Origin of the sequence: Streptomyces sp. XD-27, assembly GCF_030553055.1 — a bacterium.
In the GTDB taxonomy this organism is placed as follows: Bacteria; Actinomycetota; Actinomycetes; order Streptomycetales; family Streptomycetaceae; genus Streptomyces.
The window spans coordinates 6,535,268-6,549,378 of the sequence record NZ_CP130713.1 but is presented as its reverse complement, the minus strand read 5'-3'; the positions used below and the strand labels follow the sequence as shown (position 1 = coordinate 6,549,378).

The 14,111-nt window shown below is 71.1% G+C and carries 12 protein-coding genes; 4 read left to right on the top strand and 8 right to left on the bottom strand.

Going from position 1 to position 14,111, the window contains the following annotated elements; translation table 11 throughout:
* Positions 1–92 precede the first annotated feature (92 nt).
* Positions 93–797, top strand: coding sequence for a MerR family transcriptional regulator (locus tag Q3Y56_RS28540; RefSeq protein WP_304464663.1), 705 nt, complete (start codon positions 93–95; stop codon positions 795–797).
* A gap of 38 nt (positions 798–835) precedes the next feature.
* Here Q3Y56_RS28540 and Q3Y56_RS28535 read toward each other — a convergent pair whose 3' ends face one another.
* The 6 genes from Q3Y56_RS28535 to Q3Y56_RS28510 are packed head-to-tail and all read right to left on the bottom strand — an operon-like array spanning position 836 to position 9,059.
* Positions 836–3,031, bottom strand: coding sequence for a 3-hydroxyacyl-CoA dehydrogenase NAD-binding domain-containing protein (locus tag Q3Y56_RS28535; protein ID WP_304464662.1), 2,196 nt, complete (start codon positions 3,029–3,031; stop codon positions 836–838).
* Positions 3,032–3,060: 29 nt separating this feature from the next.
* Positions 3,061–4,275, bottom strand: coding sequence for an acetyl-CoA C-acetyltransferase (locus Q3Y56_RS28530; protein ID WP_304464661.1), 1,215 nt, complete (start codon positions 4,273–4,275; stop codon positions 3,061–3,063).
* A 39-nt stretch (positions 4,276–4,314) separates the two neighbouring features.
* The gene (locus tag Q3Y56_RS28525; protein ID WP_304464660.1) at positions 4,315–5,457 is read right to left on the bottom strand and encodes an acyl-CoA dehydrogenase family protein; all 1,143 of its coding nucleotides are present in this window, start codon (positions 5,455–5,457) and stop codon (positions 4,315–4,317) included.
* Positions 5,454–6,632, bottom strand: a complete 1,179-nt coding sequence (locus tag Q3Y56_RS28520; RefSeq protein WP_304464659.1) for a CaiB/BaiF CoA-transferase family protein — start codon at positions 6,630–6,632, stop codon at positions 5,454–5,456. Before Q3Y56_RS28520 ends, Q3Y56_RS28525 begins: the two co-directional genes overlap by 4 nt.
* Positions 6,633–6,678: 46 nt before the next feature.
* The gene (locus Q3Y56_RS28515; RefSeq protein WP_304464658.1) at positions 6,679–8,124 is read right to left on the bottom strand and encodes a sialate:H+ symport family MFS transporter; all 1,446 of its coding nucleotides are present in this window, start codon (positions 8,122–8,124) and stop codon (positions 6,679–6,681) included.
* A complete protein-coding gene (locus tag Q3Y56_RS28510; RefSeq protein ID WP_304464657.1) occupies positions 8,121–9,059 on the bottom strand; it encodes a dihydrodipicolinate synthase family protein in 939 nt (312 codons plus the stop codon). The genes Q3Y56_RS28515 and Q3Y56_RS28510 overlap by 4 nt, the downstream gene beginning before the upstream one ends.
* A 263-nt stretch (positions 9,060–9,322) precedes the next feature.
* Here Q3Y56_RS28510 and Q3Y56_RS28505 point away from each other — a divergent pair, with 263 nt between their 5' ends.
* A complete protein-coding gene (locus tag Q3Y56_RS28505; protein WP_304464656.1) occupies positions 9,323–10,528 on the top strand; it encodes a trans-acting enoyl reductase family protein in 1,206 nt (401 codons plus the stop codon).
* 52 nt (positions 10,529–10,580) lie between these two features.
* On the opposite strand, the gene Q3Y56_RS28500 is transcribed toward Q3Y56_RS28505, so the two are convergent.
* On the bottom strand, positions 10,581–11,093 hold the full coding sequence (locus Q3Y56_RS28500; RefSeq protein ID WP_304464655.1) for a GNAT family N-acetyltransferase: 513 nt from the start codon (positions 11,091–11,093) through the stop codon (positions 10,581–10,583).
* Positions 11,084–12,340: an XRE family transcriptional regulator gene (locus tag Q3Y56_RS28495; protein WP_304464654.1), complete on the bottom strand. Its 1,257-nt coding sequence runs from the start codon at positions 12,338–12,340 to the stop codon at positions 11,084–11,086. The genes Q3Y56_RS28500 and Q3Y56_RS28495 overlap by 10 nt, the downstream gene beginning before the upstream one ends.
* A 704-nt stretch (positions 12,341–13,044) precedes the next feature.
* Between Q3Y56_RS28495 and Q3Y56_RS28490 the strand changes: the two genes are divergently transcribed.
* Together Q3Y56_RS28490 and Q3Y56_RS28485 are read left to right on the top strand one after the other, a co-directional pair.
* Positions 13,045–13,467 (top strand): hypothetical protein, encoded by a 423-nt coding sequence (locus Q3Y56_RS28490; protein ID WP_304464653.1) that lies wholly within the window; start codon positions 13,045–13,047, stop codon positions 13,465–13,467.
* Positions 13,468–13,538: 71 nt separating this feature from the next.
* Complete coding sequence (locus tag Q3Y56_RS28485; RefSeq protein ID WP_304464652.1) at positions 13,539–14,033, top strand: DUF1203 domain-containing protein; 495 nt, start codon at positions 13,539–13,541, stop codon at positions 14,031–14,033.
* The last annotated feature ends 78 nt before the right edge of the window (positions 14,034–14,111 follow it).

The following is a 14,111-nucleotide window of genomic DNA, read 5'->3' as shown; positions in this document are numbered from 1 at the left end:
CCGGTATCTCGTTGACCAGGGGTTTCGCAGCGCCGGTGAGACAGCAATACTGTTGGACCATCGGGAGCAGAGCGGAGAGTGAGGCGCGGCCGATGAGCGCGGAGACCGGGGAACCGACGACCCTCACCGTCGACGAGCTGGCGGCCCGGGCCGGGGTGACCGTCCGTACCGTGCGGTTCTACAGCACCCGGGGGCTGCTGCCGCCCCCCGAGATCGGCCCCCGCCGCGTCGGCCGCTACGGGCCCGAGCACCTGTCCCGGCTGGCGCTGATCGAGGAGCTCCAGCACCACGGGATGACCCTGGCCGCCATCGAGCGCTATCTGCACCGGCTTCCGGCGGATCTGAGCGCCGACGACCTGGCCATCCACCGGGCGCTGGTCGCCTCGTGGGCGCCGGAGGCGCCGCAGGACGCGACCCGCGAGCAGCTCGCGCGGCGGGCCGGGCGGGAGCTGGTGGAGGAGGACGTCGACCGGCTGGCAGCGATGGGCATGCTGGAGCGCACCGACGACCCGGATGTCTTCCGCATCGACCCGGCGACCCTGCACCTGGGGGTGCGGCTGCTGGACGTGCCGATCGCGCTGGAGTCGATCCTGGCCGCGCACGCGGTGGTGCAGGAGCACACCCGGTCGGCGGCCCGCGAGCTCAGCCGGCTCTTCCGGGACGAGGTCGGGGGCGAGGAGGTGGAGGCCATCAAGGCACTCTCGGCCCATATGCACCCGCTGGTGGTGCAGGCCCTGGTGATCGCCTTCCAGCGGTCGATGAAGGAGGAGCTGCGGGCCTGGTTCGGCGAGGGCTGAACCGGGCCCGCGGCTGCCTGCGTGCCGACCGCGGCGGATCAGTCGTGGAACGTCTCGCCCCGCTCCGCCTTCTCCAGCAGCAGCGCCGGGGGCGCGAACCGGTCTCCGTACGCCGCCTGGAGCTCGCGGGCGCGGGCCACGAAGCCGGGCAGACCTCCGTCATAGCCGTTGATGTACTGGAGCACGCCTCCCGTCCAGCCCGGGAAGCCGATCCCCAGGATCGAGCCGATGTTGGCGTCCGCGACGGAGGTGAGCACGCCCTCCTCCAGGCACCGCACCGAGTCGAGCGCCTCGGCGAAGAGCATCCGCTCCTTCATGTCCTGGAACGGGATGGCCGCGCCCGTGGTGGTGAAGTGCTCGCGCAGTCCCGGCCACAGCCGGGTCCGCCGGCCGTCCGCGCCGTACTCGTAGAAGCCCGCGCCGGCGCCGCGGCCCGGCCGCCCGAACTCGTCGACCATCCGGTCGATCACGGCGTCCGCCGGGTGTTCCGTCCAGCTGCCGCCCGCCTCCTCCACGGCGCGCCGCGTCTCGGCGCGGATCTTGCGCGGCAGGGTGAGGGTCAGCTCGTCCATCAGGGACAGCACCTTGGCGGGGTAGCCGGCCTGGGCGGCGGCCTGCTCCACGGAGACGGGGTCGAGGCCCTCCCCCACCATCGCCACGCCCTCGTTGATGAACTGGCCGATGACGCGGGAGGTGAAGAAGCCGCGCGAGTCGCCCACGACGATCGGGGTCTTGCGGATCTGGCGTACGAGGTCGAAGGCGCGGGCCAGCGCCTCCTCGCCGGTCCGCTCGCCCTTGATGATCTCCACCAGCGGCATCTTGTCGACGGGCGAGAAGAAGTGCAGTCCGATGAAGTCGGCCCGCCGCTCGACGCCTTCGGCGAGCGCGGTGATCGGCAGGGTGGAGGTGTTGGAGCACAGCAGGGCGTCCGGCGCGACGATGCCCTCGATCTCCTGGAACACCTTGTGCTTGAGCGCGGTGTCCTCGAAGACCGCCTCGATGACCGCGTCGCAGCCCGCCAGGTCGGCGGCGTCGGCGGTGGGCGTGATGCGGGCCAGCAGCGCGTCGCGCTTCGCCTCGGTGGTGCGGCCCTTGGCGAGCGCCTTGGCCAGCAGCCCTTCGGAGTACGCCTTGCCCTTGGCGGCCGCCTCGGCGGAGACGTCCTTCAAGACCACCTCGATGCCGGCCTTGGCGCAGGCGTAGGCGATCCCCGCGCCCATCATGCCGGCGCCCAGCACGGCGACCTTGCGCACCTGGCGCGGCTCGACGCCGTGGGGCCTGCTGCGGCCCGCGTTGACCGCCTGGAGGTCGAAGAAGAAGGCCTGGATCATGTTCTTGGCGATCCGGCCGGTCACCAGCTCGGTGAAGTAGCGCGCCTCGATGACCTGCGCGGTCTCGAAGTCCACCTGGGCGCCCTCGACGGCGGCCGCCAGGATGTTGCGGGGCGCCGGGTAGGGCGCCCCGGCCAGCTGCTTGCGCAGGGTGGCGGGGAAGGCCGGGAGGTTGGCCGCGAACTTCGGGTGCGCCGGGGTGCCGCCGGGGATCTTGTAGCCCTTCTCGTCCCACGGCTGCCGGGACTCCGGGTGCGCGTCGATGAAGGCGCGCGCCGCGGCGAGCATCTCCTCCTCCGACTCGGCGACCTCGTGCACCAGTCCTTCGGCGAGGGCGCGGCGCGGCGGGTACTGGGTGCCTTGGAGCAGCACCTTGAGCAGCGCGTCGGTGATGCCGAGCAGCCGCACCGTACGGGTCACGCCGCCCCCGGCGGGCAGCAGCCCGAGGGTGACCTCGGGCAGGCCGATCTTCGAGCCGGGCGCGTCGAGGGCGACGCGGTGGTGGCAGGCGAGGGCGATCTCGTAACCGCCGCCGAGAGCGGCGCCGTTGATGGCGGCCACGACCGGCTTGCCGAGCGTCTCGATGCGGCGCAGGTCGCGCTTGATGTCCATGCCGGCATCGAACGCCTGCTGGGCCTCGGCGGGCCCGATCTTGATCATGTCCTTGAGGTCGCCGCCCGCGAAGAACGTCTTCTTGGCGGAGGTGACGATGATGCCGCGGATGGTCTCCCGCTCCGCCTCGGCGCGGTCGGCGACGGCGGCGAGGGCGTCCTTGAACGCGGCGTTCATGGTGTTGGCCGACTGTCCGGGGTCGTCCAGGACGAGGGTGACGACGCCGGTCTCGTCCTGTTCCCAGCGGATGGCCGGCGCTTCGGGGGTCTCGCCTGCGGGGGTCTCGCTCATGTTCTGCTGCTCCGTAAGGGAAGGGACGGTCAGAGACGTTCGATGACGGTCGCGATGCCCATGCCGCCGCCGACGCACAGGGTCACCAGGCCGAACCGCTTGTCCTGGCGCTCCAGTTCGTCGACGAGCGTGCCCACCAGCATCGCGCCGGTGGCGCCCAGCGGATGGCCCATGGCGATCGCCCCGCCGTTGACGTTGACCTTGTCCAGGCTCAGCCCCATGTCCTTGACGAAGCGCAGCACGACGGCGGCGAACGCCTCGTTGATCTCGACCAGGTCGATGTCGTCGATGGTCAGCCCGGCCTTGGCCAGGGCCTTGCGGCAGGCGGGGGCGGGCCCGGTGAGCATGATCGTGGGGTCGGCCCCGGAGACGGCGGCGGAGACGATCCGGGCACGGGGGGTGAGCCCGAAGCGGGCCCCGGCCTCGGCGCTTCCGATGGCGACCAGCGCCGCGCCGTCGACCATGCCGGAGGAGTTGCCGGCGTGGTGGACGTGGTCGATGGCCTCGACCCAGTGGTACTTCTGCAGCGCGACGGCGTCGAAGCCGCCCGCCTCGCCGATCGCGGCGAACGACGGCTTGAGGGAGGCCAGGGTCTCGGCGGTGGTGCCGGGCCGGATGTGCTCGTCACGGTCGAGGACGACCAGGCCGTTGCGGTCGCGGACGGGGACGACGGACCGGTCGAACCGCCCGTCCTTCCACGCCTCGGCGGCCCGCTCCTGGGACAGCGCGGCGAAGGTGTCGACGTCCCCGCGGGAGAACCCCTCGACGGTGGCGATCAGGTCGGCGCCGATGCCCTGGGGGACGAACCCGGTCTCGTAGGCGGTCATCGGGTCGGCGAACCAGGCGCCGCCGTCGGAGCCCATGCGCACCCGCGACATCGACTCGACGCCGCCCGCCAGGATGAGGTCCTCCCAGCCGGAGCGCACCTTGGCCGCCGCCAGGTTGACCGCCTCGAGGCCGGAGGCGCAGAAGCGGTTCTCCTGGACGCCCGCGACGGTGTCGGGGAGGCCGGCGGCGATGGCCGCGACCTTGGCGATGTCCGAGCCCTGGTCTCCGAGGGGGCTGACGACGCCGAGGACGATGTCGTCGATGGCGGCCGGGTCGAGGTCCGGGAGCCGCCGCTGGATCTCGTGGATCAGGCCCACGACCAGGTCGATGGGTTTCGTTCCGTGCAGGGAGCCAGTGGCCTTGCCACGCCCGCGCGGGGTGCGGATGGCGTCGTATACGTACGCTTCGGGGGTCACGGTCGGTCAGCCTTTCGACACACAGGTCCGGGTGGGGGGTCAGGACAGCAGCGAGCGGCCGATGATCTCCTTCATGATCTCGGTGGTGCCGCCGTAGATGGTCTGGATGCGGCCGTCGGTGAAGGCGCGGGCGACGGGGTACTCCGCCATGTAGCCGTAGCCGCCGTGCAGTTGCAGGCAGCGGTCCGCGACCCGGTTGTGCAGTTCGGTGGCCCACCACTTGGCCATCGAGGCGTGGACGGCGTCCAGCCCGCCCGCCGAGTGCTCCACGATGCAGCGGTCCAGGAAGGTGCGGGTCACGGCGCACTCGGTGGCCATCTCGGCGATCTGGAACCTGATGTGCTGGAGCTTCGCCAGCGGCTTTCCGAACGCCTCGCGCTCCTTGACGTACGCGGTGGTGATCTCCAGCAGCCGCTCGGCCCCGGCGATGGCGCTGACCGCGATGGACAGCCGTTCCTGGGCGAGGTTGTTCATCAGGTGGACGAAGCCGCCGTCGAGCTCGCCGAGGAGGTTCTCCTTGGGGACGCGGACGTCGTTGAAGAACAGTTCGGCGGTGTCCTGCGCCTTCTGGCCGATCTTGTCGAGGTTGCGGCCGCGCTCGAAGCCGGGCATGCCGCGCTCGACCACGAGCAGGCTGAGGCCCTTGGCCCCGCCCTCCGGGGTGGTCTTGGCCACGACGATCACGAGGTCGGCGTGGATGCCGTTGGAGATGAAGGTCTTGGAGCCGTTGAGCAGCCAGTGGTCGCCGCGGTCCTCGGCGGTGGTGCGGATGCCCTGGAGGTCGGAGCCCGCGCCGGGCTCGGTCATGGCGATGGCGGTGACGATGTCGCCCGAGCAGAAGCCGGGCAGCCAGCGCCGCTTCTGCTCCTCGGTGGCGAGCGAGGTGAGGTACGGGCCGATGATGTCGTTGTGCAGCGCCAGGGCGAGGCCGCTGGCGCCGGCGCGCGCGAACTCCTCCGACAGCACGGCGGCGTAGCGGAAGTCGTCGCTCCCGCCGCCGCCGAACTCCTCGGGGACGGCGGTGCCCAGCAGCCCCTGGCGGCCCGCCGCGCGCCACGCCTCGCGGTCCACGATGCCGTCCTTCTCCCACCGCTCGTGGTGCGGCAGCACCTCCTTGGCCAGGAAGGTGCGGACGGTCTCGCGGAACGCGTCGTGCTCCGCGGTGAAGATGTCGCGCTTCATTGCTCGCTCTCCTTGGCAGGCTCGTGCGGGGACAGGCCCGTGACGCCCCAGTCGGCGGCCACCTCCGCGGCGTCCGCGCCGGGCCGGGCGGGAGGCCGGTGCACCGCGCCGGGCGTGGCGGAGAAGCGCGGTGCGGGGGCGGGCTGGGTGATCCCCGCGTGCGCCACGAAGGTGCCGCGGGCGGCGAGGTGCGGGTGGCCGGGGGCCTCGCGCAGCGACAGCACGGGCGCCACGCAGGCGTCCGAGCCCTCGAAGACGTCCGTCCACTCGGCGCGGGTACGGGTGCGGAAGCGGGCGGCGACGGCGGCGCGCAGTTCTCCCCAGTGCGCGAAGTCGTCGCGGGCGGGCACCTGGTCGGCGATCCCGAGCAGCTCGATGAACTCGGCGTAGAACTTGCGCTCCAGCGCGCCGACCGCCATGTAGCCGCCGTCGGCGGTCTCGTAGGTGCCGTAGAACGGGGCGCCGCCGTCGAGCAGGTTGGCGCCGCGCCGGTCCTGCCAGCCGCCGGCCGCCATCATCCCGTGGATCATGGCGGTCAGGTGGGCGGTGCCGTCGACGATGGCCGCGTCGACGACCTGTCCGGTGCCGGTGGTACGGGCGTGCTGGAGCGCGGCGAGGACGCCGATGACCAGGTAGAGCGAGCCGCCCGCGTAGTCGCCGAGGAGGTTGGCGGGGACCGCGGGCGGCTGGTCGGCCTTGGTTCCGATCATGGACAGGGCGCCGGTGATCGCGATGTAGCCGATGTCGTGCCCGGCGGTGTCGGCGAGCGGGCCGTCCTGGCCCCAGCCGGTCATCCGGCCATAGACCAGCCGCGGATTGCGCGCCAGGCAGGCGTCCGGGCCGATCCCGAGCCGTTCGGCGACGCCGGGCCGGTTGCCCTCGATGAGGATGTCGGCCCGCTCGGCCAGGTCGAGGGCGGCCGCCACCCCGTCGGGGGTCTTGAGGTCCAGCAGCACCGAGCGCTTGTTGCGGTTGGTGATGTCGTAGTCCGGGTCGATCCGCAGTCCCGCGCCGCCGGGTCGGTCGATCCGCACCACGTCCGCGCCGAGGTCGGCCAGGAGCATGGCGGCGAACGGTCCCGGGCCGATCCCCGCGAGTTCCACCACGCGCACTCCGGCCAGCGGGCCGCGCGGTGCCGGCGTCGCCTCCGCTTCCGACGCTTCCGACTCCGTCATCCGGCCCCCACCTCTTTGTGACACCGATGCTGTAACACCGCTGATGCTAAGAACGGGTTCCAGTTTCCACAAGGGTTGCTGACGAAGCCATGGCGTCCGGATCGGCCAGCCGGGCGAGCCGCCGCGGCACGTCCCCGCCGACGAGCACGATCACCACCAGGGTCAGCCCGAACGTGAGCACCGCCAGCGCCCGGCCCAGCGGCATGCCCTCGGCCAGGTGGGCGCCGAGCACGGGGGCGACGGCGCCGCCGAGCGCCCCGGTGTTGTAGACGAAGCCCAGCGACGCGGCCCGGTTCTCGGTCGGGAAGTGGCTCGCGATGTACTTGGGCAGGATGCCGGAGATGCCCTGCCCCAGCGCGAGCAGGAAGAAGAGCAGGACGCCGAGGCCGACCAGCGAGTCCTGGACGGCGAAGACGGGGAAGACGAAGGCGAGCGAGCCCAGCAGGGTGCAGGCGTACGCCCGCCGGGTGCCGATCCAGTCGCCGACGAACCCCGCAAGCCAGCAGCCGAGCATCGTCCCGAAGCCCGCGTAGAACATCACGTCGGTGACCTCGGACGGCGCGTAGCCCAGCTCGGTCTTGAGATACGTGGGCAGCAGCGCCTGGATCGGCCAGCTGTAGAGGAACGCGCAGAACACGGTGCACATCAGCGCCACGTACAGCACCCAGCCTCGGCGGCCGCCCAGTTGCGCGGCGAAGGCGAACAGGCAGCCCGCGGCCAGCAGCGCCGGCGGCCACACCAGGCCCGCGCCCAGCGGGGTGAAGACGCACAGGAGCGCGGCGGTCGCGGCGGCGGCGAGCGCGGCGTTGACGCACCCGCGCACCCGGCCGCGGAACAGCGGGCGGAAGGGGTTCGGGCGCGCCGCCCGCCCGGCCACCTCCGCGCTCCAGTCCGCCGCCTCCGGCAGGGCGCGCCGCACCCACAGGGCGACGAGCACCGGCGCGACGCCGATCCAGAACATCCACCGCCAGCCCCAGTGCGGTACGACCCACTTGTACAGCTCGGAGGCGAGGATGGTGCCGCCCGCGTATCCGGAGATCAGAAAACCAGAGGCGCGGTTGCGCAGCCGGGCGGGCCAGCTCTCCAGGACGTAGGTGGCGCTGGCGCTGTACTCCCCCGCCATGCCCATGCCGATCAGCAGCCGGGCGGCGAAGAGGCTGGCGTAGTCCCAGGCGAAGCCGCACGCGAAGGTGCCGAGCGAGTAGAGCAGAATGCTGGCGACCATGGCGGCCTTGCGGCCGTGGCGGTCGCCCATCGCGCCGAGCAGCGCGCCGCCCAGCCAGCGGGTGACGAACGCCCCGGAGACCAGGCTCGCCGCGGCCGCCGGGCTCAGGTGGAACTCGTCGGCGATCTCGGTGAGGACGAGGGTGATGAGGACGAAGTCGAAGCCGTCCAGCAGATAGCCGATCCAGGCGGCGGCCATCGCCTTCCACTGTCCGCGGGACACCTCGCGGTACCAGGGCGGCGGAGGTCCCGCGGCGGCCGGGTTCATCGCAGCAGTCCTCCCTCCCGCAGGATCCCGCGTACGGTCGCGTGCTCGGCCTCGCCGAGCGGGAGTTGGGGGGCGGCGGTGGCCGGGCAGTCGATCACGCCGAGCAGGTGCAGCGCGGCCTTGAACCCGCCCAGGGCCGAGGAACTGCCGCCCATGCGCGCCGGATCGCCGCTCTCGGTGATCGCGAACAGGGCGGCGAGCCGGTCCTGTTCGGCGGCGGCCTCGCGCCAGCGGCCCGCGCGCGCGTGCTCGTACAGCCGCACGTACCCGTCGGGATCGACGTTGCCGAGACCGGGTACGACGCCGTGCGCGCCCGCCAGCAGCGCGCCGTCCACGGCGAGTTCGGATCCCGTCAGCACCGAGAAGGACCGGTCCAGGCCGCGGCGGCGCAGCTCCACCAGGAGCCGGCGCAGCGCCCCGTCGTCACCGCTGCTGTCCTTGAGCCCGGCGAGCGTGCCGTCCTCGGCCAGCGGCAGCAGCAGCGCCGCGGTCAGCTTGGTGTGCACCGAGGCGGGCAGGTCGTACGCGAACAGCGGCAGCCCGGCTCCGTCCCGGACGCGGCGGAAGTGGTCGGCGATCTCCGCGGGGTGGGTGCGGGTGTAGAAGGGGGCGGTGACCACCAGGCCGTCCGCGCCCGCCTGCGCCGCGGCCCTGGCGTGGTCCAGCACCCGCGCCGTCGTCATGTCGATCGCCCCGGCGAGCACGGGCACCCGTCCGCCCGCGGCGGCGCACACGGTCGTCAGCACGGTGCGCCGCTGCCCATCGGTCAGATAGGCGGCCTCACCGCTGGAGCCGAGGGCGAACAGCCCGCTCACCCCGGCCGCGACGAGCCGTTCCGCCAGGGCGGTCAGCGATCCGGTGTCGATGTCGCCGGCGGGGGTCAGCGGCGTGCACAGCGGCGGGACGACGCCCGTGAGCGGAACCGGAAGGCGCATCAGAGTCCAGCTTTCTGGCGTGCTGACGAGATCGAACCCGAGTCCAAACCGAAGATCAAAGCCGAAGATCAAAGCCGGAGACCAAACCGGAGATCAAACCGGACGTAGGACATCCTATGTGCCCGCAATGTGTCCGAGGCGACACGGGCTGTCAAGCCCGCACGGCGCGCCAGGTGGGCGTGCGGATCGACGTGTTGACCGGAAAATCGGCGGCTTCGTAGGGTCGGGGTCGGGGGGAGGCGAGCGGACGAGAGGAACCCGGGATGCGGCGTCGGGAGTCCACGACACAACGCGCGTACGACATCGTGCTGTTCGGCGCGACGGGCTTCGCAGGCGGGCTCACCGCGGCGTATCTGGCGGAGCACGCCCCCGCCGGCGTCCGGTGGGCGCTGGCGGGCCGCGACCGGGAGAAGCTGGAGCGGCTGCGGGACCGGCTGGCGGCGGACGCCCCGGAGCTCGCCGGTCTCGCGCTGCTGCGCGCCGACAGCACCGACCCGGCGTCGCTGCGCGCGATCGCCGCCGACACGCACGTCGTGGCCACCACCGTCGGCCCCTATCTGACGTACGGCGAGCCGCTGGTGGCCGCGTGCGCCGAGGCCGGGACGGACTACGTGGACCTGACCGGCGAGCCGGAGTTCGTCGATCTGATGTATCTGCGGCACCACGCGCTCGCCCGGTCGACGGGCGCCCGGATCGTGCACTCCTGCGGCTTCGACTCGATCCCGCAGGACCTCGGCGTCCACTACACGGTGACACGGCTGCCGGAGGGAGTGCCGCTGCGGATCGAGGGCTTCGTACGCGGCAGCGGCACCGTCTCCGGCGGCACCCTGGCCTCCGCCATGACGGCCCTGTCTCGCCCGGTCGGCATGGTCCGCGCCGCCGCGGCGAGGCGGCGGGCCGAACCCCGCCCCGCCGACCGGACGATCTCGGCCGGTCCCGGAACCCTCCACCGGCGCCGGGACCTGGGCGCCTGGGCCGTGCCGATGCCGACCATAGACCCGCAGATCGTGGGCCGCTCCGCCGCCGCCCTGTCTCGCTACGGCCCCGACTTCCGCTACCGCGCCCACGTGGTGGCCGACCGGCTGCCCGTCCTCGTCGGCGGCGCCGCCGGCTTCGCCGCCCTGCTCGCCGCCGCCCAGCTCCCACCGGCCCGCCGCTGGCTGTCGGGCAGGCTCAGCCCCGGCGAGGGCCCGGACGCCGAGCGGCGCGCCAGGAGCTGGTTCGCGGTCCGCTTCGCGGGCGAGGGCGGCGGCCGACGGGTGGTCACGGAGGTGTCCGGCGGCGACCCGGGCTACGGCGAGACGGCGAAGATGCTCGCCGAGTCCGCGCTCTGCCTGGCGCTCGACGATCTCCCGGAGACGGCGGGCCAGGTCACGACGGCCACGGCGATGGGCGAGGCCCTGACGGAACGGCTGGTCCGGGCGGGCCTGGTCTTCCGGACGGTGTCCCCGCCCCGCCCGTCCCCGTGACCCGGGGCATCTCGTCCGTCTCCCGGTCGCCCGGTCGCCCGGGCCCAGGTGCTCAGCCGTGCTTCAGCTTCTTGGCCATGACGGCGTATAGCGGCGAATCGTCTGATGGCTTCGCTTCGCCCACCTTGTTGTACTTCCAACTTTCATATAGAGATTGAGCCTTTGGGTTGGTGGACTCCACTTGGAGCGTTACGACATCGGATTCGACCGATTCGAGCAGTGCGTCATGAATCTTCTTTGCCCGACCTGTACCGCGCCATTGAGGAACCACCATCAATTCTGACAGCGCGAAGACGGAGCCCTTGGTGCTGGCTGGTCGCTGGTGCCCCTTCCACCATCCACCCGGCTTGAGCATGGAGCCGTATGCGTACCCGACAGGGCCGCCCTCTTCCCAACCCACCACACACTGCCAGTTCTCACGTGAGGACCACAGATCGACAAAGTACGAGAAGCGTTCACGCGAGTGAAACGGGTTCGGATTATTCGCATACGCGTCATCGTGGATATCGAGCAGCAGGGACCTGACGTCCCGCGCATTGGCATGCGTGTAGCGCTTCACATCCATTGACTGGTCTCCTCGACCCACTCGACGATTTCGGGGCTCTTCGATCCTGAGGCTACGATCACCTTTCGTGTCGCGGCCAGAGTGTGAGCGGTTCTCCTTGACCCGGAAGAGGGCAGCAGCAATGCATGAACCCTTCTACCTGTCGCGCAGGCCAACTCCAGGTCTCCTTGTCTGGCCTGCGCCAGCGACAGATGGGCTGTATAGAGCGCCTTGTTGCGGACCATACCGTCAGGGATGGCAGCGAGCGTGCGATGCAGGCAGTACTCCGCCCGTCCGTGATCACCCAGCGCCGACCATATAAATGAGGACAGAGCGTCCACCTCGCTGGCGTCGAAGAACTTGATCCACTCTGTCCGTTGCTCGTCGGTGCTACGGGCGAAGGCACGCTCCGCGTCGCTGAGAGCTCGCAGAGCTTCTGAGCGACGCCGGAGGCGTGCGAGTCCGTTGGCGTTCCGGATGTGCCCGAGAGAGACGTACAACGGGTCTCTCCGGGCGATGGAGGAGCGCTTCATCACCTCTGTTCCGGCGACGGCTTCGGCGTGGTTCTCACGCTGGCTGGAGGTGAGGGTCAGATGGTTCCAGACGTGGTACATCGTCTCGCTGTCGCGGGACAGACTGGCGAAGGTCAGAGCCTTGTCGAGATGAGCGCGTGCCCGCTGCGGAGAGCTTGCGTCGATAGATGCGAATGCCGCTGAGCTGATGACGTTTGCGGCGAGTCGATAGAGCATGGCTCGCACGCGGGTTGAGGACAAGGAAGCGGCAAGGGCGGATTGAATCCACGCTGCCAGTTCCACCGCGAGGTTCTCCACCTTCTGCGATCCCCCCACGGCTTGATCGTGCCGGAGGATGGCCACGTAGTCCTGATGGAATCGCCGGACGTCTTTGATACCAAGGCGCCCATGGGCGGGTGCGTACGGAGCGGCAATGGCCAGGGCCGTACCGCCTGTGGCGGTCAAGAGTGCACGTCGGTTCACGGGATCATCCTCCGGTGGTGCGATGCGCTTCTTGCGAGGCACGAACCCCAGGTCTTCGGCACTGGCATCGAGAACTTTCTCCACGCACAGCCTGATCCGGTCCTGCGGCCACTTGGTCGCACCACGCAGCCACCGCCGGATGTCGGCATCGGTGACGTTGCCCGGCTTGCCTGTCAGGAGTTCGACTTCAGCGTTGATCTGACGGGCTAACTCTGCTTGAGAAAAGCCGAGTTCAGCGATCCGCGCAGCGAGCTTGCGGTTCTCCTGTGCCATGCCCTCACGGTAACGGTGTGCGGTCACCCAGACACGGGCGAAGGCAAAAATCACCTGGGTCATGCGATGAGAGACGGGGCTCTCTCACCTGTCCGCCGTGCCGTACGCGCCGTTGACTGGGCATGGCCAGGCAACGGCAGGCGGAGCGGAGGTGAGCGCATGGCTGCCGAAGGCTCCACGAGTCCCCGTACGGCGGATATCACACAGTTGGTGGCCGCCCTGAGCATGCACCAGGCCGAATGCGCGGAGTGTCCCTCCGGGAAGCTGTGTCCGCTGGCTCAGCGTCTCGAAGACGCGCGCCCGCGCACGGACGCGGACGCACGTGACCGTTGCTCTGGTGCGACCGATGACAACGTGAACGGGTACGACCTGGGCGCGCACGAGACCATCCGGCCCGCCGACCCGCCCGCAGAAGAACCGAACGGCACCGAGGGCGACAGCGGAGATGACGAGTAGCGGCACCCCCGAAGACGGCGGCGTACGCGCCACGCTCCGGCGGTTCCTCAAGCACGACTTACCAGAGGACTCGGAGCTGTCTTGGCTCTGCCCGGTCCACAAGGACTCGGCGGCCATGCGGCTGGTGCTCCGCTCCCGGTACGTCTGCGATCACTGCGCGCGCGAAAGCAACCGCCTGCGCTGATTACGCCCCCCCCGCCCGGCCTGGCCACCCCTCGGCCTGTTCTCCACGGAAGGAACAACCATCAATGCGGCCGCAGCGCTTCCAGGACTTCGCCCTCGACCTTGCGAAGAACGCCCCGGCCGCAGACATAGTGACGACGCTCGCCGAGGCAGGTGACACCAAGCATCCGTTCGGCTTGGCGGTGAAGCTCGGCGGTACCGAGGTCCAGTGGCAGGTCATCGCGGAGTTGGCCCCCGGGGATAAGCACAGCGTGCCGGAAGCACCTGTCGAAGGTGACCCCATGGCGCCGATCGAGTGCCCTCAGATCGCGGGTAGCCCATCGGCCGCAGACGCGGAACGGTGGCTGGCGTCGCTGCTGTCGTCCAGCGGGAACCGGGAGCTGTGCTCGCTCGAACTGTGGTCGCAGCGCCCGGATGCCCGGCCCGGCCATCACGGGCTGACCGCTCGCTTCCACTCCGGCGCCAAGATCTACGTCCGCTCCTTCTGACGGAGTGGCGGGAAAGATCCTCGTCCGGATCCCGCCAGCATCAGGCCCACCCCCGCCCCCACGATGGGCACATGAGCGACAACGACTACGAGATCCGGGCCATCGCCCCCGCCGTACTGAAGCAGTTGCGCGAACGGGACGACGCGGGCAACGCGCCGCAGCCGTACGTGGACGAGGAGGGCGGGGCGCCGCTGCGCTGCTGTCTGCGCCGCGGCACTCCGGGCGAGAAGATCGCACTGGCCTCCTACGCCCCGCTGCGCCGCTGGGCGCGCGAGACCGGGGCCCGACCGGGACCGTACGACGAGGTCGGCCCGGTCTTCATCCACCCCGCCGAGTGCGACGGCTGGGCGGGCAGCCGCTTTCCCGAGGTGATGCACGGCGACCGGAGGGTGCTCCGCGCGTACTCCGCGGACGGGAGGATCCTCGGCGGGCGGCTGCTCGACGGTGACACCGTGACCGTCGACGAGGCGCTCGCCGAGGTGTACGCGGATCCGGAGGTGGCGGCCGTACACGTACGGTTCGTCGAGTTCGGCTGCTTCCTTCTGGAGACGCGCCGGCTCCGGTGACGTCCGGGTGGCCGCCAACGCATGGGCGGTCGGGCCGCCGCCGGGGTGGCACGGCCCCGCCGGTCGCCCGGCGCCCGG

Bases quoted from the DNA above. Each gene is read 5' to 3' on its own strand.
- Q3Y56_RS28515 (WP_304464658.1), bottom strand. From the start codon at position 8,124: ATGAACCCGGCCGCCGCGGGACCTCCGCCGCCCTGGTACCGCGAGGTG.
- Q3Y56_RS28535 (WP_304464662.1), bottom strand. From the start codon at position 3,031: ATGAGCGAGACCCCCGCAGGCGAGACCCCCGAAGCGCCGGCCATCCGC.
- Q3Y56_RS28495 (WP_304464654.1), bottom strand. From the start codon at position 12,340: ATGGCACAGGAGAACCGCAAGCTCGCTGCGCGGATCGCTGAACTCGGC.
- Q3Y56_RS28540 (WP_304464663.1), top strand. From the start codon at position 93: ATGAGCGCGGAGACCGGGGAACCGACGACCCTCACCGTCGACGAGCTG.
- Q3Y56_RS28520 (WP_304464659.1), bottom strand. From the start codon at position 6,632: ATGACGGAGTCGGAAGCGTCGGAAGCGGAGGCGACGCCGGCACCGCGC.
- Q3Y56_RS28525 (WP_304464660.1), bottom strand. From the start codon at position 5,457: ATGAAGCGCGACATCTTCACCGCGGAGCACGACGCGTTCCGCGAGACC.
- Q3Y56_RS28505 (WP_304464656.1), top strand. From the start codon at position 9,323: ATGCGGCGTCGGGAGTCCACGACACAACGCGCGTACGACATCGTGCTG.
- Q3Y56_RS28485 (WP_304464652.1), top strand. From the start codon at position 13,539: ATGAGCGACAACGACTACGAGATCCGGGCCATCGCCCCCGCCGTACTG.
- Q3Y56_RS28490 (WP_304464653.1), top strand. From the start codon at position 13,045: ATGCGGCCGCAGCGCTTCCAGGACTTCGCCCTCGACCTTGCGAAGAAC.
- Q3Y56_RS28510 (WP_304464657.1), bottom strand. From the start codon at position 9,059: ATGCGCCTTCCGGTTCCGCTCACGGGCGTCGTCCCGCCGCTGTGCACG.
- Q3Y56_RS28500 (WP_304464655.1), bottom strand. From the start codon at position 11,093: ATGGATGTGAAGCGCTACACGCATGCCAATGCGCGGGACGTCAGGTCC.